This window comes from Streptomyces sp. NPDC050528, from assembly GCF_044457795.1.
GTDB lineage: Bacteria > Actinomycetota > Actinomycetes > Streptomycetales > Streptomycetaceae > Streptomyces.
Window position 1 is genome coordinate 53,532 of record NZ_JBITHH010000018.1, and the last position, 25,014, is coordinate 78,545.

Sequence of the window (25,014 nt, forward strand, 5' to 3'; positions counted from 1 at the left end):
AGTGCACGCGTGCGTGAGGGCGAGAGGTGGGACGGTGTCGGTGGCGCCAGCGGCCGGGGACAGGATCGACGGCCGGTATCTCCTGAACGAACCCATCGGCACCGGCGGCATGGGCGTCGTCTGGCGGGCATGGGACGAGCGGCTGCAGCGCTGGGTCGCGGTCAAGTGCGCACGCCTGGACGACGATCGGGCCACCCGGCGGCTGATGGGCGAGGCGCGCAACGCGGGGCGGCTGCACCACCCGAACATCGTGGCCGTCTTCGACTACGTCGACGAGGGCACCACCTGCTGGATCATCATGGAGTACGTCCCCTCCCGCAGCCTGGCCCAACTCATGGCGGAGCGCGGCCCGTTGACGCCGGAGGAGGCCGGGTCGATCGGCTGCCAGATCGCGGACGCGCTGGTGAAGTCGCATCGCGCGGGTGTCGTGCACGGCGATGTGACCCCGGAGAACATCCTCGTCACCGACGAAGGTGTCGCGCGGCTCACCGACTTCGGGATCTCCCGGGCGCTGGGGAACGACGGCACGCAGACCACGACCGGCACCGTGCGCGGCAAACCCCGTTATCTGGCGCCCGAGTTGGCGAAGGGGCAGTCCGCGGGCGAGAAGTCCGACGTGTTCTCGCTGGGTGCCTCGCTGTTCGCGGCGGTCGAGGGGCAGTCGCCGTACGGCGAGGCCGAGCACCTCATGACCTATCTGGCCCGCGCTGTGGAGGGGCACATCGAGCCCACCCGCCGAGCCGGTCAACTCGCCGCCCCGCTGGCCGCGTTGCTGGAGGTGGAGCCCGGGGACCGGCCCGACGCCGCGCACGCCCGGAAGCTGCTGACGCGGGCCGCGCCGCCGCCCGCGCACATCCAGGAGCAGCTGGCCGACCGTCGCACCCTGGACCTGGAGTCCTCGACCCTCCGGCTGGGCCCGCTGGCCCGCTGTACCCGGGACGTCCTCACCCTCTCGCTGCCGCGCCGGGTGCGCCGCCGTCCGATGGCGGTCACGGCGGTGGCGCTGGTGACGGCCGGTGCCGTCGCGGGCGGGCTCGTCCTCTTCGCCCCGTGGGACTCAAAGGGCGGGAGCGACAAGAGTGTTGGCCTGGCCGACGCGAAGCCCTCGGCCACCGCACGCGCCGGGACCATGGGCGACGAACGGACGGCTGACCCCTGCGGGCTGGTCGACGCGGCCTCGCTCAGCCGCTTCGGGCACACCCAACTCGATCCGGACTACGGGGAGATCGACCGCTGCGACATCCTCGTGGACAACACCAGCGGTGACGACATCGCGGACGTGCAGGTCAACCTCGACGCGGACCGGGACTCGTTCGACGACATCCAGTCCACCCGCCTGGTCGGCAACCTCACGGTGGTGACCATCAAGCGGGACGACAAGACCTGCGAACGGGCCGTCCTGCCCACCGACGGCACCCAGATCCGGGTCATCGGGCAGCAGTTGGCCACGTCGTCGCCCGACCCGTGCCAACTCGCCGACGCGGCAACCGATCACGTGGTCGGCGTCCTGGCCGACGGCCCGGTACCCAGGCGGGCATCGGCACCGGCCGCGAACTCCCTGGCCCGGCTGAACGCCTGCACGCTGCTCGGCGCCGCCGACCTCAAGCAGGTGCCCGGCGTCCAACTCGCCAACCAGGACGCCGGGTTCGGGAACTGGGACTGCGACTGGTCCAGCGACGACGGCAAGCGCGAGGTGGAGATCCAGTTCAGCCGGGACAACTCGCTCGACGCCGACGACGGCACGCTCGTGAACGTCGCCGGCACCAAGAGCTACTCCATCGCGGACGAGGCCGAGGACGACAGCTGCACCGTACGGACCCCGCACCGGACGTACACGGACTCCGTCGGTGAGGAGACCACCGAGCTGTTCCAGCTGACCGTGTACGCACCGCAGCCGAGCGGTCAACTGTGCGACACGGCTGCGGAGTTGGCGGGGACCGTCGTGGGGAACATCGCGAAACGGCTGCCCGCGCGCTGACGCCGGCCGCCCGCTTGACCCCGTCCGGTCGGTCTCAGGGCTGTACCGGCATGGTCCAGCAGTTGGAGGTGGTGGGCCTGCCGGCTAGGCGGTCGGTGAGCCAGGCGATGGCGTCGCCCTGGTCGGTGAGCAGTGGCGCGAAGTGGTTGAGGAGGGCGCTGCCGACACCGGGCAGGACGACGGCCTTGTACGTGACGTCGGCGCCCTTCGCGCACCAGTCGAGGGCGAGTTGGCGGGCCTGCGCGTGCGGGACGAGGTTGTCGCTGACGCCGGTGGCGAGCCGGACGGGCCCGGAGGGCTTGAGGGTGCCGATGCGCTGCTCGTCAAGGAACTTCCGCAGCGCGGGAGTCGAGGCGATGATGTCGCCGATGGACTGCCCGTCGGTGGTCCAACTGCTGCTCTGTGTATAGGCGTAGCCGAACAGCGCGTCGCCGACGCACATGGTCGACAGGTCGGTCAGGGCGGCCTTCCCGGCGTCGTTGAGATGCGCCTCGGCGAGCGGCTTCAACTCCGGGTCGGACTGCAGGAATCCGTTGAGCGACCAGCCCAGCGCGCCCGCGAGTTCGCTGCCGTCGATGGCCTTGGTGACCGAGGTCAGATCGGCGGGCGGGGCACCGGCGTACGTCCCGGAGAGGGTGACGTCCGGGGCGTAGGAGGACTGGAGTTCGGCGGCGGCCGCGGTCGCGCCGCCGCCCTGGCTGTAGCCGTACAGCCCAACTGGGGAGTCTGAGCTGACAGTTGCTCCGCTCACGGAACGCGCGGCGCGCACGGCGTCCAGTACCGCGTGCGCCTCGTCGATCCGGTTGACGTAGGTGTGCAGCCGGTCGGTGGCGCCGAGTCCGACGTAGTCGGTGACGACGACGGCGACACCCTCGGCGAGGAGGCGGTAGATCGCCAGATCCTCGTAACCGACCGACACCGACTGGCTGTTGAGGGACAGCGGGTGCTCCAGACCCATCGACGCGGAGCACTGGTCGCCCTGTCCGAGGGTGCCGGGGGCGACCGCGACGAGGGGGCGTGGGCCGGTGCCCGTCCAGTCGGCGGACGGTTCGACGTAGGCACCGGTGACGGCGACGGGCTGCCCGTTGGAGTCCGTGGACTTGTACATCAGCCGGGTCGCGGTGCCGGGCAGGGTGCTGCCGTCGAGCCCGGGGAGGCTCAGGGCGAGGGGGAGGGGTTCGGTGCGGACGAGGGCGCCGTCGGTGGTGGGGAGGGTGGTGGGCGGGTTGTAGAAGTCGGGGATGGTGACGCCTCTGGAGACGACGTCGGCGGAGGCGGTTGCGGGGGTGGCGGTGAGCGCCTGGGTGCAGAGGCAGGCGGCGGCGGTGATGGTCGCGGCGAGCAGGCGTTTGTGCGCGGGCCCGGTGAGTGGGGTGGGCATGGCGAACCTCCTGTGAAGCGGCCGGCAGGAAGCGGCGGCACGCCGGCGCACCCGCGTCCACGGGGGCGCCGACGCCGCTGGGGAAGTGGTTCGCCTGGAACTTACCTATGAGTAAGTTACTCGTGATACCCGTCGGTAGGTTACGTTTCGGTAATGTGACTGGCTGTCAACTCGCGGCCACCCGCCCCAACAGCTCGGCCACGGCCTCCGGTTCGCTCACCATCAGGTCGTGACCGGTGTCGATGTCCCACAACCGCCCAGCGGCGCGGGCCGGTTCGAGGTCGGCCGGGTCGCGGTACGGCAGCGTCGACGTGCATACGATCTGGGACTGCGGAAGCGCCCGCACGCCCGCCTCGTTCGTGAGCCGCAGCGGCTGCTCGAAGCACTTCCAGGGGTGAGGCGTGATCTTCGGCGCCAGCCAGGCGATGTCGTCCGGATCGGTCAACCCGTAGTCGGGCATGGGTCCTTCGCCGGGAAAGTTGACGAGCTCCACCCCGTCCACGACCCGCCCCATGGCGCGGGAGGCGTTCATCAACTCCGGTGCCAGTTCGGCGAGGGACTGCCCGTTCGCCGGGGTGGCCGCGTCCAGGTAGACGAGATGGCCGACGCGGTCGAGGGCGCGGTCGGCGACACCGGTGACGACCATCCCGCCGTAGCTGTGCCCGACGAGAATGGCGTCGAACAGCCCCTCGTACACGAGGAGTTGGACGACATCGGTGATGTGGGTGTCGAGGTCGACGCCGGGCGTGAGCAGATGCGCGCGCTCGCCGAGCCCGGTGAGTGTCGGGGCGTACACGTCATGACCGCCCGCCCGCAGAATCCGCGCGACGCGCTGATAGCACCAGCCGCCGTGACTGCCGCCATGCACGAGAACGTACGTGGCCATAAGAGGCTCCTATCCAACAACTGTCGGATATCCATCAGGTGTTGGGGAGAATACTGTTGCGGCATGCCAGCGCAACCCCTTGAACGCCACGGCCTCCCCGACCCCCGCGTGCTCCGCTCCCGCGCCGCCCTCGAAGCGGCCCTGCGCGAGCTGGTCACCGAGCGGGACCTGCGCCAGATATCCGTCGCCGACCTCACCAAACGCGCCGGCGTCAACCGCTCGACGTTCTACGAGCACTACGTCGACGTCCACGACCTGGCGGTGGCGGCGTGCACGGCGACGTACGACGAGTTGGTGGCCGCAGCCCCGATACCGCACGGCCAACTGACCCCCGACGGAACCCCGTTGCCCAACCCCCTGCCCGCCCTCTTCACCCATGTCGCGACGAACGCCCCCCTCTACCGCGCCCTCCTCTGCGACGAGGGCAGCGCCCGCATGATCAACCACCTCCTCCACCGCATCACCCTCGCGGCCCGCACCAGCCGAGGCCTGCCCACCGACACCGACACCACCGACCCGGTCTCCGCCTTCCTCGCGGGCGCGGTCCTGGGCACGATCATCGACTGGCTACGCCGTGACTGTCCGGGGACGCCGGAGGAGATCGGGGCGGAGATATGGCCGTATGCGGTGGCTTGTGCGGAGGTGTTGCCGGGGGTGGGGCGGTGAGAGAGGGGGCGGTGCGGGGTTGGGCGAGACGGGTGTGGCTGCACCGTTCCGGACAAGGCCGACCAGGCCCGCATCCGCACGATGCGCGGCTCGCGCGGCGGCCGGCCGCCGAAGTTCGACCCACAGGACTACAAGGCTCGGCATGCGGTCGCATGCGGCATTGATCGCCTCAAAAGGCACTGCAGGGTGGCCACGAGGTACGGCAAGCGGCGGTCCGCTACGAAGTGATCGTCCTCGTAGCAGCCGCGAACGAGTGGCTGTGATCACTCACACGGCACGTTCCATGCACACCAGTTGATCCCGCTCGTCCCACGACTCGGTGACGGCGAAGCCGAACCGTTCGTACAGAGCGATGGCCCCGGTCCGCCAGTTCCACACCGACAGCCGCACAGTGCCGACGCCGCTTTCCGCAGCATGCGCGAGCGCGGCACCGAGCAGATCCGACGCAATGCCCCGACCCCGGAATGCCGGGTCCGTCCAGAGCCTCTTGATCTCCGACCGCCCGTCGGCGGGGGCGGTCACCACCAGACAGCCCACCGCGGCGCTCCCGCTCAGAGCCACCAGCACGACATCGTCGACGAACGCGATCTGCGGGTCCGAGATCTCCGCCCGGTAGCGGTCCGGCAGCCCGGCCACATCGGCGACGACCTCACCCTTCTCGGCCTCCGTCCGCAGATGGTAGGCCGCCAGCAACGCGGACGGCCCGTCCTCCGCGGAAAGAGTCCGTCCTGGCCGACGGACAATGGAAACCTCGTGTTGATCAGTCATGACGTCAGCATCACACGACGCAAGGCCGACCCAGCCTGAGCCTCTCGGACCACTTCCGACACACGCCCTGGGTCCCCGGGCCGCGACCGCCTGCCGCTCGAAGGCGCCTAGGCGCGGGAGCGGAGCTGGGGTTCGTCGTCCTGCGTCCCGTCCGCCGAGAGCCGGCGCGTGATCCGGTCGAACAGTTCCGACAGCGGCTCGCCGACCTCGCGGCCGAACTCCGTGAGTCCGTAGGTGACTTGGGGTGGTGTCGTCGGTTCGACCTCTCTCCACAGGAGGCCGTCCTGGACCAGGGCGCGGAGGGTCTGGGCGAGCATTTTCTCGCTGATGCCCTGGATGCTCTCGCGGAGTTCGTAGAAGCGGAGGCTGTCGCGGCGCAGGGAGATCAGGACCCAGATGCCCCATCTGCTGGTGACGTGGTCGACGATGTCGCGGGCGAGGCAGTCGGTGTGAAACACCTCATACCGCGGCCCTGTCCCGACCCTTCTCTCCTGCACGCCTTCCGACATGTTATGAGCTTACCTCTGGGTATGTCCTTACGGAAAGTTAGCCCAGCTCCTAGCGTGACGGCCGTAGCAGTACAGGCGACAAGGAGCTGAACATGATCGTGGTGACCGGAGCTACCGGAAACATCGGGCGGCCGTTGACGCGGGCGCTGGCCGAGGCGGGGCAGCAGGTGACGGCGGTGTCGCGGCACGCGGCGGCGGTGCCGGACGGCGTCCGCCATGTGACGGCCGACCTCGCGGATCCGGCCGGCCTCGAGCCCGCGCTGGCCGGAGCGAAGGCGCTGTTCCTGCTGCTCTCCGGCGACCTGCACGCGCCGGGAGCCGGAACGGCCGATCTCATCCGCGCGGCCGAGTCCGCCGGGGTCCACCGGGTCGTCCTGCTCTCCACCCAGGGCGTGTCGACCAGGCCCTCCGGCCCGACCCGGGTCGCGATGCGCGCGCTGGAGGACGTCCTGCGGGAGTCCGGCCTGGAGTGGGCGATCCTGCGCCCCGGCGGCTTCGCCTCCAACGCGCTGTGGTGGGCCGAGTCCATCCGCGAACGAGGCGTCGTGGCCGCGCCGTTCGGCGATATCGGGGTGCCGGTCATCGACCCGGCGGACATCGCAGAGGTCGCGGCGGCCTGCCTGCTGGACGGCCAACACACCGGTGAGGTCTACGAGTTGACCGGCCCCGAGGTGATCACCCCGCGCGGCCAGACGGACGCCATCGCCGCCGCGCTCGGCTCACCGGTGAGCTTCCACGACCTCACCCGCGACGAGGCCAAGGCCGCCATGTCCCAGGCGATGCCGGCGGAACTCGCCGAGGACACCCTGACCATCCTCGGTGCCCCGACCCCGGCCGAGCTGCGCATCAGCCCGGACGTGGAGCGGGTGCTCGGCCGCGCGCCGCGCTCGTTCGCGGACTGGGCGGCGCGCCATGTGGACGCGTTCCGCTGACACGGGCCCGGTGCGTGCCCCGAGCGCATGCCCTAACCCCGGCCGCGCAAGGCCTGCGCGAGCGCGCTCACGCTGATGTCGACGATCGCGCCGAGTTCCCTCCCGCTCGCCCCGGCCCTGCTCATCACGGCCAATGACTGATTGACCGCCGTGATGTGCGTGGCATGGTCCTCGGCGTCGCTCTCGGTCAACTTCGCGCTCCGCAGGGCGGTTTGGAGCCGCGCGCGTTGCAGCCCCACGGCTTCGACAGCGCGCGCGGCGATGGCGGGGCTCAGAACGGGTATCGCCATCGCGGTCTGCGCGACCAGACAGCCGTCCGGTACGGCGGGGTCGGCGATGCGGTGAAGGGTGACGTCGAAGAACGCCCGGATCGCGCGCAACGGCTCCCCGGACGCACCGGAGTCGAGCGCCTGCTGGTACTTCTCGCCGTACCGGACGGCATAGCGGTCCAGGCACCGCAGGCAGACCGCCCGGACCAGCAACGCTCAGACCACCAACCCACACACCACCGAAGCCACCTCCACCACCACCCCCGCCTCCAGCAACGACCCGTCCCCCGAAACCCCCAACACCGCGACAGTCCCGCTGTGTTGGTTGGTCACCAGCAGACACCCCGGCGCCGCGGTCAGCCCCCGAGGCCAGCTCCCCCCGCTCGGAACCTCGCCGAGCGGCGCAAGCCCCGCACCCGTGATCCGGAACGCCGCCACTGTGTCCGCACCCCGGTTGGTGACCCAGACGTAGCGCCCGCAGTCCGAAGTCACGATGCCGCCGGGCTGGTTGGGGATGTCCGCTACAGCCGTCGCCGGCACCCGCGACACCTCGTGCAGGGTGCCCGTCCCGGCGTCGTAGCGGTGGCACGTCACCGTGGAGGAGAGTTCGTCGGCGCTGAGGACCAGGTCGCCGCTCGGGGTGAAGGCGAGGTGGCGGGGGCCGGAGCCCGGGCGGAGTTGGGACGTGGCGACAAGCTTCAACTTGCCGGTGTCGGTGTCCAGTTCGTACGTGAACACCGTGTCCGCGCCCAGATCCGTGGCCAGGACGTAGCGGCCGGCCGGGTCGACGAGGACCTGGTGGGCGTGGGTGCCCTCCTGGCGGCCCGCGACCGGGCCCGAACCCTTGTGTTCGACCACGTCCGTCAGGTCCACGAGCCTGCCGTCGGCGTCCAGGCGGTGGACCGCCACCGTGCCGGGCAGCGTGTCCGTGCCGTAGTTGGCGGTGAGGAGGTAGTCGCCGCCCGGGTGGACGGTCAGGTGGCACGGGTTCGCGCCGCCGCTGGTCAGGGGTGCGCCGAGTGGCGTCGGCGCCGCATCCTCCCGTAGGCCGAATGCCGCTACCGCGCCGGGAGTCGACTCGTGCGTCGTGTAGACGACCGGCAGGGTCGGGTGTGCCGCCAGGAACGACGCGCCGCTCGCCGCCACCGCGTCCACCACACTCAGAGCGCGATCCCCCGGCGTGAAACGCAGCGCTGTCACCCCGACACCCTCACCACCCGTGTCCGGGGTGTACGAACCCGTCAGGACGACAACTTGCCCAGCAGTACCAGTACTTGTCATTGAGCGCTCAGTTCCTCAGCGGAGTACGTCATCGGGGTGCGTCATCGGAGTACGTCGTCGTGGTGGTCCAGCAGAGCGAGTTCGGCCCGGCGCGGCAGGCCCTCCCAGTCGCCCTCCGTGCCGACCGCGAACGCGCCGAGCCGAGCGGCCGTGTCCAGCCGGAGTGCGGGCGCGGCGCCCGCCAGCAGCTCGGCCAAGTAGCCGGCCACAAAGGCATCTCCGGCACCCACCGAGTCGTGGACCCGGGCAGGCAGCGCGGGTTGGCGGTACGGGCGGCCGTCGACGAGCGCGAAGGCTCCCTCCGCGCCCAGCTTGATGACCGCGCCGGACGGGCCCAACTCGCAGATTCCCTTGGCCAGTTCCTCGGGCTCGTGGCGGTCCGGTACCGCCAGCCGTGCCTCGTGCGGGCCCGCGAACACCAGGTCGCTGTCCCGGAGGAGGGGCAGGACCGCCGCTCTCGCCTCGTCCTCGTTCCAGAGCAGGGAACGGAAGTTGATGTCCAGGGAGACCAACACCCCTGCATCACGTGCGATGTCGACCGCCCTGCGAACCGCCCGCGCCGGGCTCTCCCCCAATGCCGGTGTGATGCCGGTGACATGGAGGACCGACGCCCCCGCCACCACCTCCTCCGGAATGTCCTCGGGGGACAGGCGCACACCCGCCGTCGCCGTCCGGTAGTAGCGCATCCGGTGCTGCGAACTGGTCCGTCTCTCCTTGAGGAGCAGGGAAGTTGGCGCCGGGTCGCGTACCGCCAGCGCCGTGACGCCCTCGGCCCGCAGCTCTCGTAGGACCAGTTCGCCCAACTCGTCGTCGCTGACGCGGCCGATCCATGTCGCCCGGCCGCCCAGACGGCTGACACCCACCGCCACGTTCGACTCCGCGCCGGCGATGCCGAGGCGCAGGGTGGTGCCCAGGGTGAGCGGGCCCGGACCGGCGGCGGACAGGACGCCGAGGGTCTCGCCCACGGTGACGAGGTAGGGCTCGTCGCTCGCGACCGGCTTGCGGCTGTTCACAGGTGTCACTCCTTGGCCCCGGTATCGGGCCTGACCGTCTTCAGTAGTGCGCGTGCCCGTGCGGTGAGGGCGCTCAGCGCCTCGGGGGCGGGGTCCCGGTCGGCGCCGCGCAGCAGCGGGGAGCCGACACCCACGGCGAGTGCCCCCGCGGCCATGTACCGACCCGCCGCTTCGAGATCCACGCCGCCGACCGCCATGAGCGGTATCTCCGGTAGCGGGGCGCGGAGTTGGGCCAGATGGGTGGGGCCGCCCGTGCACGCCGGGAAGAGTTTCACGGCCGCCGCGCCCGCCCGCCAGGCGGTGATCACCTCGGTCGCCGTCCACGCCCCGGGGTAGAAGGGGACGTTGAGATCAGCCGCCGCCCGGATCACGTCCGGCTCGACATTGGGGGAGACCAGGAACTCCGCGCCCGCCGCCAACGCGTCCCGGGTGTCGGACGCGGTGAGGACCGTACCCGCGCCGACCGAGACGGTGTCGCCGAGTTCGTCCTTGATGCGGGCGATCGCCTCCAGCGCACCGGCCGTGGTGAGGGTGACCTCCAGACACGTGACCCCGCCGGCCGCGAGCGCACGGGCCGCGGCGGGCAGCCCGGAGGCGTCGGCCGACCGGAGGATGGCCATGACCCGGGTGCTGGTCAACTGGGGTGTGAGAAGCGGCCGTTGAAAAGCCCGCACGTCCTGACGATCCGTCACTTCACCGCTCCCGCCGACATTCCGGCGACCATCTGGCGCTGGAAGAAGATGAAGATGACGAACAGCGGCAGTACGCCCAGCAGAGCGGCCGGGAAGAGGGTGGTCGGCTGCACGGTGTGCGGGTCGATGAAGGAGTACGCGTTCACCATGACCGTGCGCTTGCCCGGGTCCTGGAGGAATACGAGCGGGACCAGCAGGTCGTTCCAGATCTGCAGCGAGATGAACGTCAACAGGGTGCTGGTGACCGGCCGTAGCAGCGGCAGGATGATGACGAAGAACGTGCGCAGCGCGCCGCAGCCGTCGAGTGCCGCCGCCTCCTCCAGGTCGGTCGGGATCTGGCGGATGAAGCTCGTGTAGAAGAACACGGCCAACGGCAGGTTGAGCGCGGTGTAGATGAAGACGACGCCCGCGTACGTGTCGAGCAGGTTCAGGTCGCGCATCAGCAGGTACAGCGGTGCCACGACGACGAACACCGGGATCGACGTGCCGAGGATGAAGAGCCGGTACACCGCCGTCGACCAGCCCGCGGTGATCCGGGCCAGCGGGTAGCCCGCGAGCGCGCCCAGCACCGTGATGAGCAGGCACGAAAGCCCGGTGATCAGAAGGGTGTTGAGGGTGCTGGTGCCGTAGTGGATCTGGCTGAAGGCGTGCGTGAAGTTCTTCAGCGTGAAGGAGTGCGGCACGCCCAGCGGGGAGCGCGCCACGTCCGCCGCCGTGCGCAGCGAGGTGACGATCGTGAACACGAACGGCAGCACGAAGAGGACCGTGCCGAGACAGAGCACCGTGGTACCGAGTCCGGCGGCGAGCCTGCGCGGGGTCCACGGCGTGGCGGTGCGCGGCTGGGGCGCGTCACGCTTCCCGGCGGGGCGGCCGACTTCCCTTGCGGGGACCGCGGTTGAGAGGGGTGAGGTCATGGGGTGATCCGTCCGATTCCAACGGTGCCGACGGGGTGCGCGTGCGCGCTGCAAGTGCCGTACAGAAGAGGCTTGTTACGGCGTCACACGCGCCGTTCGCGCAGTCTGAGCAGGGAGTTGGTCGCGCTGGACAGGACGACCACGGTCACGAGGAGCAACACCGCGAGGGCGACGCCGTAGGCGAACTTCCCGCCGCCGAAGATGTTCCGGTACACGAGCAGGGTCAGGGTGTCGGTGGCGCCGGCCGGGCCGCCGTTGGTCAGGACGAGCGGGAACTCGAAGACCTTGAGCGAACCGATCAGGCTGAGCGTCACGTTGACGGTCAACGCCGGTGCCAGCAAAGGCCATTCGATGCTGCGGAAGCGCCGCCAGCCGCTCGCGCCGTCCAGGGCGGCGGCCTCCAGGAGTTCGGTCGGCATGCTCATATAGCTCGCGAGGAAGATCGCGCACGAGTAGCCGGTGAACATCCAGATGTTGACCGTCGCGACCGAGTACAGCGCGGTGGACGGGTCGCCGAGCCAGACGTGCTTGAGTGCGCCGAGGCCGACCCCGTCGAGCAGCGCGTTGAGGCCGCCGTTCGGTGCGAAGAGGTACGACCAGATGAACGCTGCCATCAGCGGCGAGATCAGCGTCGGCGTCAACAGGACGACGTTCAGGGCCTTTCGGACCTTCGGGCGGCGGAACAGCATCGACGCGAAGAGCAGCCCGAGACCGTTCTGCACGACGACGACCACGACGGCGTAGAGGACCGTGTGCCACAGCGCCGCGGAGACCTGGGAGTCGTCCTCCATCGCCGTGTACTGGTCCATGCCCACGAAGTGCGAGATCGGGCCGCCGACGCTGTCGGTGAAGCTCAAGTACACGCCCTTGAACAGCGGATACAGGATGAACAGCGCGTACACGGCGATCGCGGGGAGCAGGAAGGCGGCCATGGTGGCACGCCGTCGGTGGAACACGGGGGATCAACCTCCTTGGCCGACAGGTCCCTTGGGGGAGTGGGCGGGGTGGGGGTGCGTTGGGGTGGGTGGGCTGCGGCGGTCCCGTGCGGCCGGATCGGGCATCCGGCTGGTCGGCTCGGTCACCCGGCCTGTCGACTCGATCGCCTGGCGGGTCTGGTAGCCCGGCCGGTGTTCGATGGGCCGCACAGCCCAACTCCCCGACGGACACGGTTACTTGGCGGACGCCGCCGTCTGGATGTCCTTCAGCGTCTTCGCCGCGTCCGACTGGCCCAGCAGGAACGACTGGATCTTGGAACCGGTGTCGGTCTCCGCCTGGGAGCCGTACCAGGTGTTGGACGGCAGGACCCGGTAACGGCCCTCCTTGAAGGCGGTGTTGAAGATGGTCGTCTCCGTCGAGTCGGGCGTGGTGCCACCAGTGAACGGGGACTCGGCGTGCTCGGCGTCCAGGTACTTCGCCAGATTCGCGCTCTGCGACCAGAACGTGACGTACTCCTTCGCCGCATCGGCGTGCTGCGACTGGGAGTTGACACCCCACGCCGTACCGGAGAAGAGCATGGCGTTCGGCTTGGTGCCCGCGGCACCACCCGGCCAGGGTGCGAACGAGACCGGGAAACCGGCCTTCTTGATGTTGGAGACCTGCCAGGCACCCTGGTACCAGAAGGCGCTCTTGCCCGCGCTGAAGTCCTGCGGACCCTGGGACCACTCGTCGACGCCGAGTTCGTTCTTCCAGTTCACATAGCCCTTGTCGCCAAGGGACTTGAGCTGGTCGAGCGGCTCCTTCCAGTCCGAGGCGAAGGAGGTCTTCCCGGCGAGGAAGTCCGTGTCCCACTGCTTGTTCTTCTGGTAGACGGTCGTCGAACCGCTCGCCTGGAAGATGGAGCTGCCCGTCCAACCCGCCTTGTCCGGCAGCGAGATGGGGGTGATGCCGGCCTTCTTGATCTTCGCGAGGTCGGCGAGGAACGTCGGCCAGTCGGCGGGGACCTCGGTGATCCCGGCCTTCTTCAGCAGGTCCATGTTGGCGTACAGACCGATGCCGATCAGCTCCATCGGCATGGCCAGCGTCTTGCCGTCGCTCTGCGTGAACGGCTTCGCCGCCGAGGATATGGAGCTCGCCCACGACTCGCCGGAGAGGTCCGCGAGGTAGCCGGAGGCGCCCCACTTCTTCATCTTGTCGGCGTCGACCATGATGACGTCGCCGGCCTTGCCGCCCAGCAGCTCGGGCTGCAGCTTCTGGGTGTAAGTCGGGTCCGCAGTGGTGTACTTGAAGTCGATCTTGATCTTCGGATGCGCCGCCTGGAACGCCTTGTTGATCTCGGCGATGTTGGCCGGCTCCGCGCCGCCGCCCTTCCACGCCTCCACGTGGAGCGTGACCGTCCCGTCCGCCGAGGTCGAGTCGGACCCACCGCCACAGGCGGCGAGCGACGTCGCCAGGGCGGCGACCGTGGTGGCGACCGCGAGCAGTCTCCCGGAGCGCTTCATTGCACACCTCACCCATCATCGGCGCATGCCGATTTCGTCGTGCTTGCAGGGGTTGTCTACGAGACCTGCGCGATCGCAGGCTTTTCTACGGAAGTTGACGGTCCATCACCTTCGCCGAGTCCCGTCGGCTGTGTGAGGACCGTGATGATTTGCCGGGCCTGAATGGATATATCACTGAAATCCATCGAAGGAAACCGGTTGACCAATGACTTCGGCGAACGCTAAGTTGCGGCGCCAGAAGGTGTCAAGAGGTCAAGCGCAACACGGCATGCCGAACGCCACACCCCCGGCGAATACGGCAGCCTGGGACGATTCGCACAGCCTGGGTCACTTGGCCTCGGGGACGATTCCCGTGACTGACACAGTGGTCGACAGCGTCGTTGACGAGGAGGGTTCGCGTGGCTGAACAGCCCGTACGGGCAAGGCTGGTGGACGTCGCACGGGAGGCGGGAGTCTCCAAGGCGACCGTGTCCAAGGTGCTCAACGGACGGCAGGACCTGTCCGTCCGTCCCGAGACCAGACAGCGCGTCCACGAGGTCGCCGAAGCCCTGGGCTACCGCCCGCACTCCGGGGCCCGCGCCCTGGCCGGGGCCAGCACCCACGCCCTGGCCCTGCTGGTGCCGGCTCTCAACAACCCTACGTACGTGACCATTTCGCGCGGCGCCTACCAACGCGCCCGTGAACTGGGCTATCTCTCCCTGCTCGCCGAGGACTTCGACGGCCAGGAAGCCGACGACACCTTCAACGACCTGGTCAAGGAGGGCCGGGTGGACGGCCTCCTGATCGCCTCCGCCCGCCCCAACCACCCCCTACTGGAGACCCTGAGCCGCAACCCGGTTCCGCACGTCTTCCTCAACCGCGCCGTCAAGGACTCGGGCCGCAACGTCACGATGGACGTGGCGCGTTCGAGCGTCACCGCCCTGGACCATCTCCACGGACTCGGTCACCGGGTGATCGGCCACATCGCCGGCCCCTCGGGGATCACCCCCAGCGAGGACCGCCGGGACGCGTTCCTGCGGCACGCCGCCGTACTGGGACTCGTCGCGGCACCGGTCGCCTCCGGCGACTTCACCGAGGAGGGCGGTGCGGGTGCCGCCCGCGAACTCCTGACTCCGGTCGAGGGCCGACCGCAGGTCACCGCGCTGTACACCAGCTCGCTGGCCCAGGCCATCGGGGCGATGCGCGCCATCCACGAGCGCGGTCTGCGCATCCCCGAGGACATCTCCCTGGTCGGCAACGACGACCTCCCGGTCGCCGGTTACCTGACCCCGCCGCTGACGACGGTCGCGATGCCGCTGCACGAACTGGGCACGGCCGCGGTGGACGCGCTGGTGGCGGAGATCCGGGGCGAGTCCCCGGGGGATGTGGTGGTGCCGACCGAGCCGCGGTTGGTTTTGCGGGGGTCTACGGCGGGGCCGGCGGGGGGCGCGGGGTGAGGTGAGCCGGGGGAGTGCGGCCCGTACGACCCGTACGACTCTGGGGACTTGTGGCTGGCGGGGGCGAGGGCGGAGGCGCGAGTGCGGGGTGGCCCGTAGTACCCGTAAGACCCGTAGTACCCGTACGACTTGAGGCGCGGGCGCGATCGGCCCCCTGGAATCCGTGCAACCCGTAATACCCGCAGTACCCGCAGTACTCGTACGACCCGGATACGCGAGCCCGGGCCGACCCGTAGAACCCGTAGTACCTGCACGACCCGTAGCTCTTGCCCGACCGGCAGTACCCGCACGACCGGCAGCACCCGCACGACCCGACCCGACCGCTCGGCCCGAGCCGTAGGCCGACCCGGAAGGGCACTCCCGTAGTACTCCGCAGCACCCCCGAAGAGCCCCGCAGTATCCCCAAGCATCCTGAAGCACCACGAAGGACCCCGAAGCACCCCGTAGTGCGAGGACGGATGACCGGACGGGCCGGTCACGCCGAGAGGAACGCCATGAGCCGCACCACCCCCGACAGCCTCGACGGCCGCGACCGCCTTCCCGACCGTCACGCCTCCCGCTTCACGGGCCGTACCGCCCTCCTCACCGCCGCCGCGTCCGGCATCGGTGCCGCCACCGCTCGCCGTCTCGCCGACGAGGGCGCGTTCGTGCTGGTCACGGACGTGGACGCGGCCGGTGCCGAGAAGGTGGCCGACGAGGTCCGCGCCAAGGGTGGCCGGGCCCGCCACCTGGGCCTGGACGTCACGAACCCCGAGGCCTGGCCGGAGGCGGTACGCACGGCCGAGGAGTGGACCGGCCGCCTCGACCTCCTCCACCTCAACGCCGGCCGCAACCTCCCCGGCGCGATCCACGAGATCGACGACACCTTCTGGCACGACCACCTCCGCCTCGCCCTCGACTCCGTCTTCTACGGCGTCCGGGCGGCCGTCCCGCTGCTGACCGCGTCCGGCGCCGGCGCGGTCGTCGTCACGGGGTCCGTGCACGCGGTGCTCGGCTTCAGCGGCTTCCCGGCGTACGCGGCGGCGAAGGGCGGAGTCAGCGCGCTGGTACGGCAGTTGGCGGTGGAGTACGCGGGCCGGATCAGGTTCAACGCGGTGGTGCCCGGTGCGGTGGAGACCGGTCTGTGGACCGACGCGCCGGACGAGTACCGGGCCCAGACGGCGGCCCGGACCCCGGTGGGGCGGCTCGGTGAACCCGAGGACATCGCCGCCGCCGTCGCCTTCCTCGGCTCCGACGACGCGTCGTTCATCACCGGCCAGAACCTGGTCGTGGACGGCGGGCGCAGCATCAGCTCGCAGGAGTAGGCCGGGAGCAGGTGAGGAGTGGGCCAGGAACAGGACCCCTCCCCGTACCCGTAGTACCCGCAAGACCCCACACGGCCGGCTCTCCGTGCCCGTACCCATACCCGTAGGACCCGGAGGTCCGCAGCATGAAAATCACCGGATACGAGCTGTTCCTCGTCGAGCCGCGCTGGCTGTTCCTGCGCGTCGACACCGACGAGGGCATATCCGGCTGGGGCGAGCCCATCGTGGAGGGCAAGGCCCACACCACGGCCCGGGCGGTCGAGGAGATGTTCGACTATCTCGTCGGCCAGGACCCCGCCCGCATCGAGGAGCACTGGCAGATGCTGGCCAAGGGCGGTTTCTACCGCGGCGGCCCGGTCCTCAGCAGCGCCCTCGCCGGTATCGACCAGGCCCTGTGGGACATCGCCGGCAAGACCCACGGCGTCCCCGTGCACCAACTCCTCGGCGGCCACGTCCGCGACCGCGTCCGCATCTACGGCTGGCTCTACGGCGAGACCCCCGAGGAACTCGCCGAGTCGGCGGCCGGGCAGGTCGCCAAGGGCCTGACGGCCGTAAAGATGAACCCCTGCGCGCAACTTGAGCCCCTCGCCACCCCCGCGGCGATCGACGCGATCGTGGCCCGGGTGAGCGCCGTACGGGAAGCGATCGGCCCGGACCGGGACCTGGCCCTGGATTTCCACGGCCGCTTCAGCGGAGCGATGTCGAGGCGCGTACTCCCGTACCTGGAACCGCTGTTGCCGATGTTCGTCGAGGAACCGGTCCTCCCGGAATTCACCCGCGACCTGGGCGACGTAATCCGCGCGACCTCCATCCCCATCGCCACGGGTGAACGCCTCTTCTCCCGCTGGGACTTCAGGGAGGTCCTCGGCGCCGGTATCGCGGTGGCCCAACCCGACATCAGCCACGCGGGCGGCATCTCGGAGACCCGCCGTATCGCCGCGATGGCCGAGGCCTACGACGTACTCGTCGCCCCGCACTGCCCGCTCGGTCCGATCGCGCTCGCCGCGAGCCTCCAACTCGACTTCGCCGTACCGAACTTCCTCATCCAGGAACAGTCGCTGGGCATCGGCTACGGCGACAGCAGCGGCCTGCTCGGCTATCTCGCGGACGCCTCCCCGTTCGAGGTCCAGGACGGCTACATCCACCGCCTCACGGCCCCCGGTCTCGGCATCACGGTCGACGAGGACAAGGTCCGCGCCGCCGCCGAACGCGGCCACCGCTGGCGCAACCCGGTGTGGCGCAACGCGGACGGCTCACTGGCGAGTTGGTAGCCAGCGGCCGGTAAAGGGCCGTACTTCAGGGGGACTTGACACAGCGCTGTCCCGACGCCGTCGAATCCGGCGTCGGGACAGCACCACACGCTCCAGGCGCACCGGCGGCAACCGGTCAACGCGCCTGGTGAAGAGGGGAATCTCGCCGCACGCAGCGGCAAGGGACACATCCACCCATCCAAGGAGCGCGCAATGAAGCGTCGCAGATTCGGTTCTCCCGGCAAACTACTTTCTGCCACAACCCGCCGAAGGCCGGGGATCCTCGCCCTGCTCGCCGCGATGGCGGGCGCCCTGTTGGTCCCCGTCACCGCCACCAACGCGGCGGCGGCAGGCACCAGTTACTACGTCGACTGCTCGGCCTCCACCAATGGCACCGGCACCAGCGCCAGCCCCTGGAACTCGGTCACCGGCGTCAACAGCACGACGTTCACCGCGGGCGACAGCATCCTCTTCAAGGCCGGCACCACCTGCACCGGCCAACTCGCCCCCGGCGGTTCAGGCTCCTCCGGCAGCAACATCTCGATGGCGTCGTACGGTTCGGGCGCGAAGCCGATCATCGACGCGGCGGGCGCGACGGGCGCGGTCATCCACCTCCTCAACCAGCAGTACTGGGACATAGGCGGCCTGGAGCTGATCGACAACTCCTCGTCCCCCGCGTACCGTTCGGGCGTCCTGGCCGAGAACAGCTCCGGCGGGATCCTGCACCACATCCGCGTGCACGACATGTACATCCACAACATCGCGGGCTACGGCGGCGGTTGGTACTCGACGAACGCGGGCGTAGGAGTCCAGACCGACCACACCACCCCGGTCTCGACGTGGGACGACGTGGTCGTGGAGAACAACACGTTCGACCACGTGGACCGCATCGCGGTGGCGGTCACGCCCGACGCGGACGGCCAGGGCACAGGCCTGACGACCGGCACGGTCATCCGCAACAACACGATGACGTACGACGGCGCGGACGACATCCTGGTCGTCAAGAACGACGGCGCCCTCATCGACGGCAACAAGGCGGGCTACGGCGGCGCCAAGTCGACCTGCCCGCCGTCCGGTCAGTACTGCAACGGCGCCTCGGCCGGCATCTGGATGTCCGGCAGCAGCAACACCGTCGTCCAGAACAACGAGGTCTACTGCCACATCAACGGCGCCGACGGCACCGGCTTCGACGTGGACTGGGGCAACCACAACACCACGTTCCAGTACAACTACAGCCACCAGAACCTCGGCGGTTTCCTCCTGGTGATGCCCCCCTTCACCATCGCCAACGAGCCCACGTCGACGGTCCCCAGCGACGGCACGGTGGTCCGCTACAACATCAGCGAGAACGACGGCAGCAACTCGGGCTGCCCCACGTCGGGCACCCAAACCCACGGCGGCGGAGTCCTCCACTTCGTAGGCGGAGTCCCGAACCAGAGCGGCAGTTCGTCCGCGATCCCGCTCTTCTACAACAACACGTTCTCGGTACGGGACGGCCTGAGCACACCGATCCTGTACTCCCGCGCGGGCACGTCGATCAGCGGAGCCCTCTCCTTCCAGAACAACGCGATCTTCAACTACGGCTCCGGCAACTACTTCACCACCACCGGCAGTTCGACGTTCTCCAACAACCTCTTCTACGGCAACCACCCGTCCCGCGAGCCCGCGGACGCGGCGAAGGTCACGTCGGACCCGGAGTTCCGCAACGCGGGCAACACGAACACGTCCTCGTCGTACACCGGCAAGAACGCCTACCAGGTCCACCCGTCGTCCCCGGTGATCCGAGCGGGCGCGGTCATCGCGTCCAACGGCGGCTACGACGCGTACGGCAACGCGGTATCGGCCACGGCGGCCCCCAACATCGGCGCGTACAACGGCACCGGCGGCAACCTGCTCACCAACGCGGGCTTCGAAACAGGCGCGTTGACCCCGTGGACCCAGGCGAGCGGTACGGCGTCCTCGGTGACGGCGTCCAACTCCCGTACGGGCGCTGACGCGTTGACGACAGCGGCCAGCGGCAGCGGCGCGAACCAGGCCCTCACCGGCCTGACCCCGTCGACGACGTACCTGCTCACAGGCTGGGGCAAGGTCGCAACGGCGGGCGAGACGCTGGCCATCGGCGTCAAGAACTTCGGCGGCACGGAGACTTACACGAACGTGGCTTCGACGTCGTACTCCCAGACGGCGATCCTGTTCACCACGGGTGCGTCGTCGACATCGGCGACGGTCTACTGCTGGAAGAACGCGGGCGGCACGGGGGCGGGTTACTGCGACGACCTCGCCGTGGAACCGCTGTCGTCGTCCACGAACGCGGTCACCAACTCCGGCTTCGAAACAGGCGCGTTGACTCCGTGGACCCAGAGCACGGGTACGGCGTCGAGTGTCGTCGCGTCCAACTCCCGTACGGGAACGTACGCGTTGCAGACGGGCGTCAGCGCGAGCGGCGCCATCCAGACGGTGAGCGGCCTTTCGTCAGGCGGCAGTTACCTGCTGGCGGCCTGGGCGAAGGTGGGCACCGCGGGTGAGGAGGTCGCGGTCGGCGTGAAGAGCTTCGGCGGCACGGAGACGTATCTGCGGGGTTCGACGACGTCGTATGCGCAGGAGCCGATCTTCTTCACGACGGGCGTCTCCAACACCTCGGCGTCGGTGTACTGCTACAAGAACTCCGGTTCCGCGGCGGGGTATTGCGATGACTTCACGGTGGTGAAGCTGCCCTGATCAAGCCCCGGGTCACTGCCCTTTGACCACCATCTCCGCAACGAGCCCCCAGGTCTGTGATCTGGGGGCTCGTCGCGGGGCGGGGAAGACGTTCACGTGGTTGGGGCCTATGGCGGCGACCGCGCGCACTCAAGGAGTTTCCGGCGGTGGCGATGTGTCGTCGCACCTTTCCAGAACCAGGCTCGCCGAACCCGCTTCGAGCCCGTTGCCCTCCTCCAATTGGAGATGCGCGCCGTCCGGTGTGCCTTCCTGGGCGAGCGTGAGGAGGTGGCGGGCGAGGGTCTTCAGCCCCGCGGAGTTGGCCTCGATGACGATCTCCCGGCCCAGGTTGCGGACTTCGATGCGCGCGCCTTCGTCCCAGGTGAAGACGGTGGCGATTCCGTCGGTGACGGTACTGACGTGCGTGTTGGCCGGCGGAGCGGCGCCGGGTTCGGTGGGCATGCTCAAGCATCGCTCACGCAAGGGCTGATGGGACGATCGCCCATGGTCTAGAGCTGACCTCGCCACCACGGCACGTCCAGGCTGTCGGCCGGGATGACCTTGGCCCTCGCCAGAATCTTCTCGTCGAGGGCCCGCACCAGGACGCGCAACTCACGCGCGCTCTTCCTGGGCAGCGCGCGAAGCACGGCTTCAAGGTGCTCACGGGAGTCGACGCCGTAACAGCCGCAAGCGAGGATGCGGCAATCGAAACCTACGAGCGGTTCGACAAGTTGGCTGAGAGGACCATGGGCCAGGGCCTTCCAGTGCCAGAACGCTTCTTCCGTGGCCTCGGGCCAGAACCTGGTCCGCTCCAGCCGACGCAGTTGGGCCGCGCAAGCTCCTGACAGCCCGTCAATGAACGGGAACCGTCGCCGACTTGGCGAACGGACGGGGAGTTCGCCCCGCAGGGCTGATGGGCGCCTACGCGGCATTGCCCCTTCGGTTGTCGGTCATGCGAGCAAGGTACAGAACCGGGTGTCAGGTGGCCACCGGGTATCCGAGACCGGCGTCATGGGCTCGGGAAGCGCGGTTCCTCAGGGCCCAACTGGCCTTTCACCAAGGGCTCTTCGACACGGCATTCGCGCCCGATCCCGCCTCGGAAGAGGTCTCGGCGCCACGTCGGTCCGGGAGAGCGGGAGCCGTCCGTGAAGCTGCCCGCGGTGTGATGACGGCGCCAACGTGCCGTGCCTTTCGGCGTCTTGTTCCGATGGTTCCGACAGCGACCTCCGGCCGCCGTCGGCCAACCGCACTTCCCTCGACCGCACTTCCCCCCAACCGCACTCCCCTCAACCGCACTTCCCCGCTTCCACTCACCCACGCCCCCGCCCTCTCCCTCCCGTCGGTCCCCTGTGCGCCGCGGAACACGTCATTCTGCGTCAGCGGTGCACGCCGAGCACGCGGGCGGGAGACGGCTCCGTACCGGAAATGGCCAAACCCTGGCAGTCAGTGGTGCGAGCGACGCCGTAGCCGTAGACATGGCCTGGCCGGGGTGGGCGGCAGCAGTGAACTCAGCAGCCGCCCGGAGGCGTTCAGCAGCGCGGGACGTTCGGCGGCGGTGCTTCCGCGGAGCACGAGTGCCAGCGCGGCGGTGAGTACGACGGCCCGCGAGAAGGGGGCCAGGAAGGTGCGGGCCAGTACCAGGCCCACGACCAGGTCGATGTTGGGTAGACCGTTCATGGTGCGTGTCCTTTCATGGAACGACGGCTTGTCCGACTCCGTTCTACGCACGGCGTCACGTCTCTGACCAGGTGCTTCGGACATTCGTGAACGGTGAACGCCCATGAACGGGAATGAACGAGGGAGCGTTGATGGCAGGACGTGGGGGGACACAGACACCGGGGCCGAAGCGCCCGGATCCGGCGGCGGTCGAGCCCGGGATGCGGCCCTGGGCGCGGCTCATGCGCCGGGTCTTCGACGAGCTCTACGAAGCGCTGGAACCGGCGGAACGCCCCACCCTGACCGCGCTGGCCCAGCGGGTCCACTTGAGCAAGCCCTACGTCTCACAGGTGTTCTCCGGCAAGTCACGGCCGGACCTGGCCAAGTTCCTCTCCCTCGTGCGGGCGCTGGGCGGTGACCCCCGGCAGTGGGAGCCGTACTGGCACAGGGCGGCCGCGGAGCAAGCGGCTGACGCGGGCGAGGAACCGCCCCTGAAACTCCCCGGGGTCGGGGACGAGAGCGCCGACTCCGATGCCGGCACCGTCCGGGCCGAGCCGGACTGGGACCTGCGCCGGCACGTCCTGCGCCGTCTGGTGCGGACGGCCGTCGCCTGGGCGATCATGGCGGCCACCTATCCGGTACGGAGGCGTCGGGACCCGAAGGCTTTACGGCTGCGCCGCACAATGATCAAGCAGGTCAGAGACAAGATGGCCAAGGAGATCGGGCGGTCCGAGACCTTTCACTACCTCCGGCCCCGCTTCGTGATGCTCGTCGACGATGACGACGCCGGCACCGGCCGCAGGCAGCGCGGCAGGAAACGTGGCAGCCCGGAACCCACCCGGGTACCGACCCGGGAGACGTCCGTCCGCGCACTCTTCGACGACCTGGACGAACTGGTCGTACTGGGCAGGCCCGGCATGGGAAAGAGCGCTCAGCTCGCCCGGCTCGCGCACCAGCTCGCCGTCGAGGCCCTGGACGACACCGGCCGCGGGGAACCCCTGCCCATCCCGGTCTACCTGCGGCTCGACAGCTACCGGGGAGAGCCGATCGAGGAGTGGCTGGCCGCCGCGGCACGGCACCAGTACGAGTCGGTCTCCGCCAAGCTGGTGCGGAGCTGGCTGGACGAGCGTCTGTTGCTGCCGGTGCTGGACGGCCTCGACGAGGTACCCGAGCAGGACCGGGCCAAATGCGTCGCGGAGTTACGGCGCCTGCGGGGCATCTGCCCGGGTATCGCCGTCGGCTGCCGAACGGACGAGGCCGACCTGCGCCGACTCGCCCGCCGGATGAACGCGCTCCGCTACGTCGAACTCCAGCCTCCGACGCGACAGGACGTCCAGGACTTCCTGGAGACCGACAAGGAGGCCCTCAAGGACGTGGACGCGGCGCTGAAGGAGAGCGAGGGCGAGGACCTGTGGCCGCTGTTGCAGTCGCCGCTGATGCTCAACTTCATCCGTGTCGCGTACGGCCACCGGACGGCCGACGACCTACGGAAACCGGGCAGTCTCACCGAGCGCCGGAACCGGATTTTCGACGCCTATCTCAGGGAGTGTCTGAAGCGGGACGAGGCTCCCGAGCGGACACTCGGCTGGCTCACCTGGCTGGCCCGGACGCTCACCGGGCGCGGCGAACACGTGCTGTACCTGGACCGGCTGGACCTGAGCTGGCTGTCCCCCACCGAGCGGGCCCTGCCACTGATCGTCCCGAACGTGACCATGTCGATCGTCGCCCTGGGGCTGCCCGTGCTGTGGCTGGCGGTGGCCGTGCCGGCGGGAGTGATCCACGCGAGTGTGGGGGGCGCGGCGGCCTTCGCCCTGGCCATGGCGATCACGATCTCGGCCCAGGCGTACCGGTCCGAGAAGCACAGTCTGGAGAGGGCTGACGATCCGGGCGAGAACGAGCGCAACGGCGCGCCGCGGGGGAGCCTCGTGATTCCCGTTCTGGGCAACACGCCGGTGATCGCGTTCAACCTGTTCTGGCTGGTGGGACTGGCGCATGTGGACCTGACGGCACCGGGTCCCACGGTGGTGGGGCTGGGCTATCTCTGGGTCACCGCCGCTCAGATGGAAGGGGCCTTCACCGATGTCTTCTCCCCCGTGGAGCAGATGCGGTGGAGTTTGCGGAGGCGGGAACGGATGCTCTACTCCGGGGTGAAGTTCTACCTGGTGCGTGCAGGGCACTCCGTCCTCGCCTGGCTGGCCTTGGCCGTGCTGCTCGGTTACGTGGTCCATCTGCTCTGCCCCCGGCCTGGCTGGATCGCCCCGGCGGCGACGTATCTGCTGGCCGTCACCTACATCCTCGGCAACCAGTTCGAGCCGTCGCTGCAGAACCGACGCCCACGCCCCAACGAGGGCATCCGTCGTACGGCCCGGTTCTCGCTCACGCACGGGACGGCGGGCTTCGTCGTGACCGGAGCCGCCCTCTTCCTCCTGATCGCCCTGGCCGTACCGGACGACGGCCTGCGCCACGCCTGGTTCGTTGCCGCGCTCTTGGGCGCGCTCCTCGGCGTGATCCGTGGTTTCCGGTACGGCGGTCTCGCCGTTCTGCGTCACTGGACGATCCGCGTGGTCCTGGCGTACCAGGGCTACACCCCCTACCGCTACCGGCGCTTCCTGCACCGAGCGGAGAGGCACGTCCTGCTTCTCCGAACCGACAGCGGCTTCTTCTTTCCGCACCGTCTGCTCCAGCTCCACGTGAACAGCGCCGGGGACCACCTGATGCATGCCTCGCCCGGCGTCCGATCGGCGCCGCGGAGCTGAAGCGGCGTTGGCGAACCCTGCGACACGTCGCCCTCGGACCACGGAATAGGGGAATGAGGACCGCTGAGAAAATGTAAGTGATCCGATTTCGGCATGGGTGTAGATCGCGAACTGGGAGCCCAATTCATGCGTGCATCACCGGTGCTCATCCTGATGATGGGGGCTACCTTTAAAGGAGAGCCGGTGGA

At 69.4% G+C, this 25,014-nt stretch carries 21 protein-coding genes and 1 pseudogene; 8 read left to right on the forward strand and 14 right to left on the reverse strand.

From position 1 onward, the window contains the following. Nucleotides 1–34 precede the first annotated feature (34 nt). Nucleotides 35–1,978 (forward strand): serine/threonine-protein kinase, encoded by a 1,944-nt coding sequence (locus ACIBK4_RS44300; RefSeq protein ID WP_399004767.1) that lies wholly within the window; start codon nt 35–37, stop codon nt 1,976–1,978. A gap of 34 nt (nt 1,979–2,012) precedes the next feature. On the opposite strand, the gene ACIBK4_RS44305 is transcribed toward ACIBK4_RS44300, so the two are convergent. Beyond that, nucleotides 2,013–3,359 carry an alpha/beta fold hydrolase gene (locus ACIBK4_RS44305; RefSeq protein WP_399004769.1) on the reverse strand — a complete coding sequence of 449 codons (1,347 nt, stop codon included), beginning with the start codon at nt 3,357–3,359 and terminating at the stop codon, nt 2,013–2,015. A 166-nt stretch (nt 3,360–3,525) separates the two neighbouring features. After that, entirely contained in the window at nt 3,526–4,245 is a 720-nt protein-coding gene (locus ACIBK4_RS44310) for an alpha/beta fold hydrolase (RefSeq protein WP_399004771.1), read from the reverse strand. A 63-nt stretch (nt 4,246–4,308) separates the two neighbouring features. On the opposite strand from ACIBK4_RS44310, the gene ACIBK4_RS44315 reads away from it, so the two are divergent. Further along, on the forward strand, nt 4,309–4,911 hold the full coding sequence (locus ACIBK4_RS44315) for a TetR/AcrR family transcriptional regulator C-terminal domain-containing protein (protein ID WP_399004773.1): 603 nt from the start codon (nt 4,309–4,311) through the stop codon (nt 4,909–4,911). A gap of 267 nt (nt 4,912–5,178) precedes the next feature. Here ACIBK4_RS44315 and ACIBK4_RS44320 read toward each other — a convergent pair whose 3' ends face one another. Both ACIBK4_RS44320 and ACIBK4_RS44325 read right to left on the reverse strand, forming a co-directional pair. Continuing rightward, a complete protein-coding gene (locus tag ACIBK4_RS44320; protein WP_399004775.1) occupies nt 5,179–5,679 on the reverse strand; it encodes a GNAT family N-acetyltransferase in 501 nt (166 codons plus the stop codon). Nucleotides 5,680–5,786: 107 nt separating this feature from the next. Continuing rightward, complete coding sequence (locus ACIBK4_RS44325; protein ID WP_399004777.1) at nt 5,787–6,188, reverse strand: winged helix-turn-helix transcriptional regulator; 402 nt, start codon at nt 6,186–6,188, stop codon at nt 5,787–5,789. Nucleotides 6,189–6,280: 92 nt separating this feature from the next. Between ACIBK4_RS44325 and ACIBK4_RS44330 the strand changes: the two genes are divergently transcribed. Beyond that, a complete protein-coding gene (locus tag ACIBK4_RS44330) occupies nt 6,281–7,120 on the forward strand; it encodes an SDR family oxidoreductase (protein WP_399004779.1) in 840 nt (279 codons plus the stop codon). Between the two features lie 32 nt (nt 7,121–7,152). Here ACIBK4_RS44330 and ACIBK4_RS44335 read toward each other — a convergent pair. The 7 genes and pseudogenes from ACIBK4_RS44335 to ACIBK4_RS44365 all read right to left on the reverse strand — a co-directional run. Further along, a pseudogene (locus tag ACIBK4_RS44335) lies at nt 7,153–7,581 on the reverse strand (TetR family transcriptional regulator C-terminal domain-containing protein); the annotation flags it as partial. 24 nt (nt 7,582–7,605) lie between these two features. After that, nucleotides 7,606–8,670 (reverse strand): lactonase family protein, encoded by a 1,065-nt coding sequence (locus ACIBK4_RS44340; protein WP_399004781.1) that lies wholly within the window; start codon nt 8,668–8,670, stop codon nt 7,606–7,608. A 41-nt stretch (nt 8,671–8,711) separates the two neighbouring features. After that, nucleotides 8,712–9,683: a sugar kinase gene (locus ACIBK4_RS44345; protein WP_399004783.1), complete on the reverse strand. Its 972-nt coding sequence runs from the start codon at nt 9,681–9,683 to the stop codon at nt 8,712–8,714. 5 nt (nt 9,684–9,688) lie between these two features. Beyond that, nucleotides 9,689–10,303 (reverse strand): bifunctional 4-hydroxy-2-oxoglutarate aldolase/2-dehydro-3-deoxy-phosphogluconate aldolase, encoded by a 615-nt coding sequence (locus ACIBK4_RS44350; RefSeq protein WP_399004785.1) that lies wholly within the window; start codon nt 10,301–10,303, stop codon nt 9,689–9,691. Between the two features lie 68 nt (nt 10,304–10,371). Further along, nucleotides 10,372–11,289 carry a carbohydrate ABC transporter permease gene (locus ACIBK4_RS44355; RefSeq protein ID WP_366433060.1) on the reverse strand — a complete coding sequence of 306 codons (918 nt, stop codon included), beginning with the start codon at nt 11,287–11,289 and terminating at the stop codon, nt 10,372–10,374. A gap of 83 nt (nt 11,290–11,372) precedes the next feature. Further along, entirely contained in the window at nt 11,373–12,245 is an 873-nt protein-coding gene (locus ACIBK4_RS44360) for a carbohydrate ABC transporter permease (protein ID WP_399004787.1), read from the reverse strand. Between the two features lie 213 nt (nt 12,246–12,458). Beyond that, a complete protein-coding gene (locus ACIBK4_RS44365; RefSeq protein ID WP_399004789.1) occupies nt 12,459–13,727 on the reverse strand; it encodes an ABC transporter substrate-binding protein in 1,269 nt (422 codons plus the stop codon). Between the two features lie 398 nt (nt 13,728–14,125). Between ACIBK4_RS44365 and ACIBK4_RS44370 the strand changes: the two genes are divergently transcribed. From ACIBK4_RS44370 to ACIBK4_RS44385, 4 genes are all read left to right on the forward strand, one after another. Next, entirely contained in the window at nt 14,126–15,163 is a 1,038-nt protein-coding gene (locus ACIBK4_RS44370) for a LacI family DNA-binding transcriptional regulator (protein WP_399004791.1), read from the forward strand. 494 nt (nt 15,164–15,657) lie between these two features. Continuing rightward, on the forward strand, nt 15,658–16,467 hold the full coding sequence (locus tag ACIBK4_RS44375; RefSeq protein ID WP_399004793.1) for an SDR family NAD(P)-dependent oxidoreductase: 810 nt from the start codon (nt 15,658–15,660) through the stop codon (nt 16,465–16,467). Between the two features lie 125 nt (nt 16,468–16,592). Next, nucleotides 16,593–17,738, forward strand: a complete 1,146-nt coding sequence (gene dgoD / locus ACIBK4_RS44380; RefSeq protein WP_399004795.1) for a galactonate dehydratase — start codon at nt 16,593–16,595, stop codon at nt 17,736–17,738. 192 nt (nt 17,739–17,930) lie between these two features. Next, entirely contained in the window at nt 17,931–20,435 is a 2,505-nt protein-coding gene (locus tag ACIBK4_RS44385; RefSeq protein WP_399004797.1) for a right-handed parallel beta-helix repeat-containing protein, read from the forward strand. 129 nt (nt 20,436–20,564) lie between these two features. On the opposite strand, the gene ACIBK4_RS44390 is transcribed toward ACIBK4_RS44385, so the two are convergent. The 3 genes from ACIBK4_RS44390 to ACIBK4_RS44400 form a co-directional block, all read right to left on the reverse strand. Further along, entirely contained in the window at nt 20,565–20,876 is a 312-nt protein-coding gene (locus tag ACIBK4_RS44390) for a hypothetical protein (protein WP_399004799.1), read from the reverse strand. Nucleotides 20,877–20,923: 47 nt separating this feature from the next. Next, the gene (locus ACIBK4_RS44395) at nt 20,924–21,061 is read right to left on the reverse strand and encodes a hypothetical protein (protein WP_399004801.1); all 138 of its coding nucleotides are present in this window, start codon (nt 21,059–21,061) and stop codon (nt 20,924–20,926) included. 796 nt (nt 21,062–21,857) lie between these two features. After that, nucleotides 21,858–22,091 (reverse strand): hypothetical protein, encoded by a 234-nt coding sequence (locus tag ACIBK4_RS44400; RefSeq protein WP_399004803.1) that lies wholly within the window; start codon nt 22,089–22,091, stop codon nt 21,858–21,860. A gap of 131 nt (nt 22,092–22,222) precedes the next feature. On the opposite strand from ACIBK4_RS44400, the gene ACIBK4_RS44405 reads away from it, so the two are divergent. Next, nucleotides 22,223–24,826, forward strand: coding sequence for an NACHT domain-containing protein (locus ACIBK4_RS44405; RefSeq protein WP_399004805.1), 2,604 nt, complete (start codon nt 22,223–22,225; stop codon nt 24,824–24,826). The last annotated feature ends 188 nt before the right edge of the window (nt 24,827–25,014 follow it).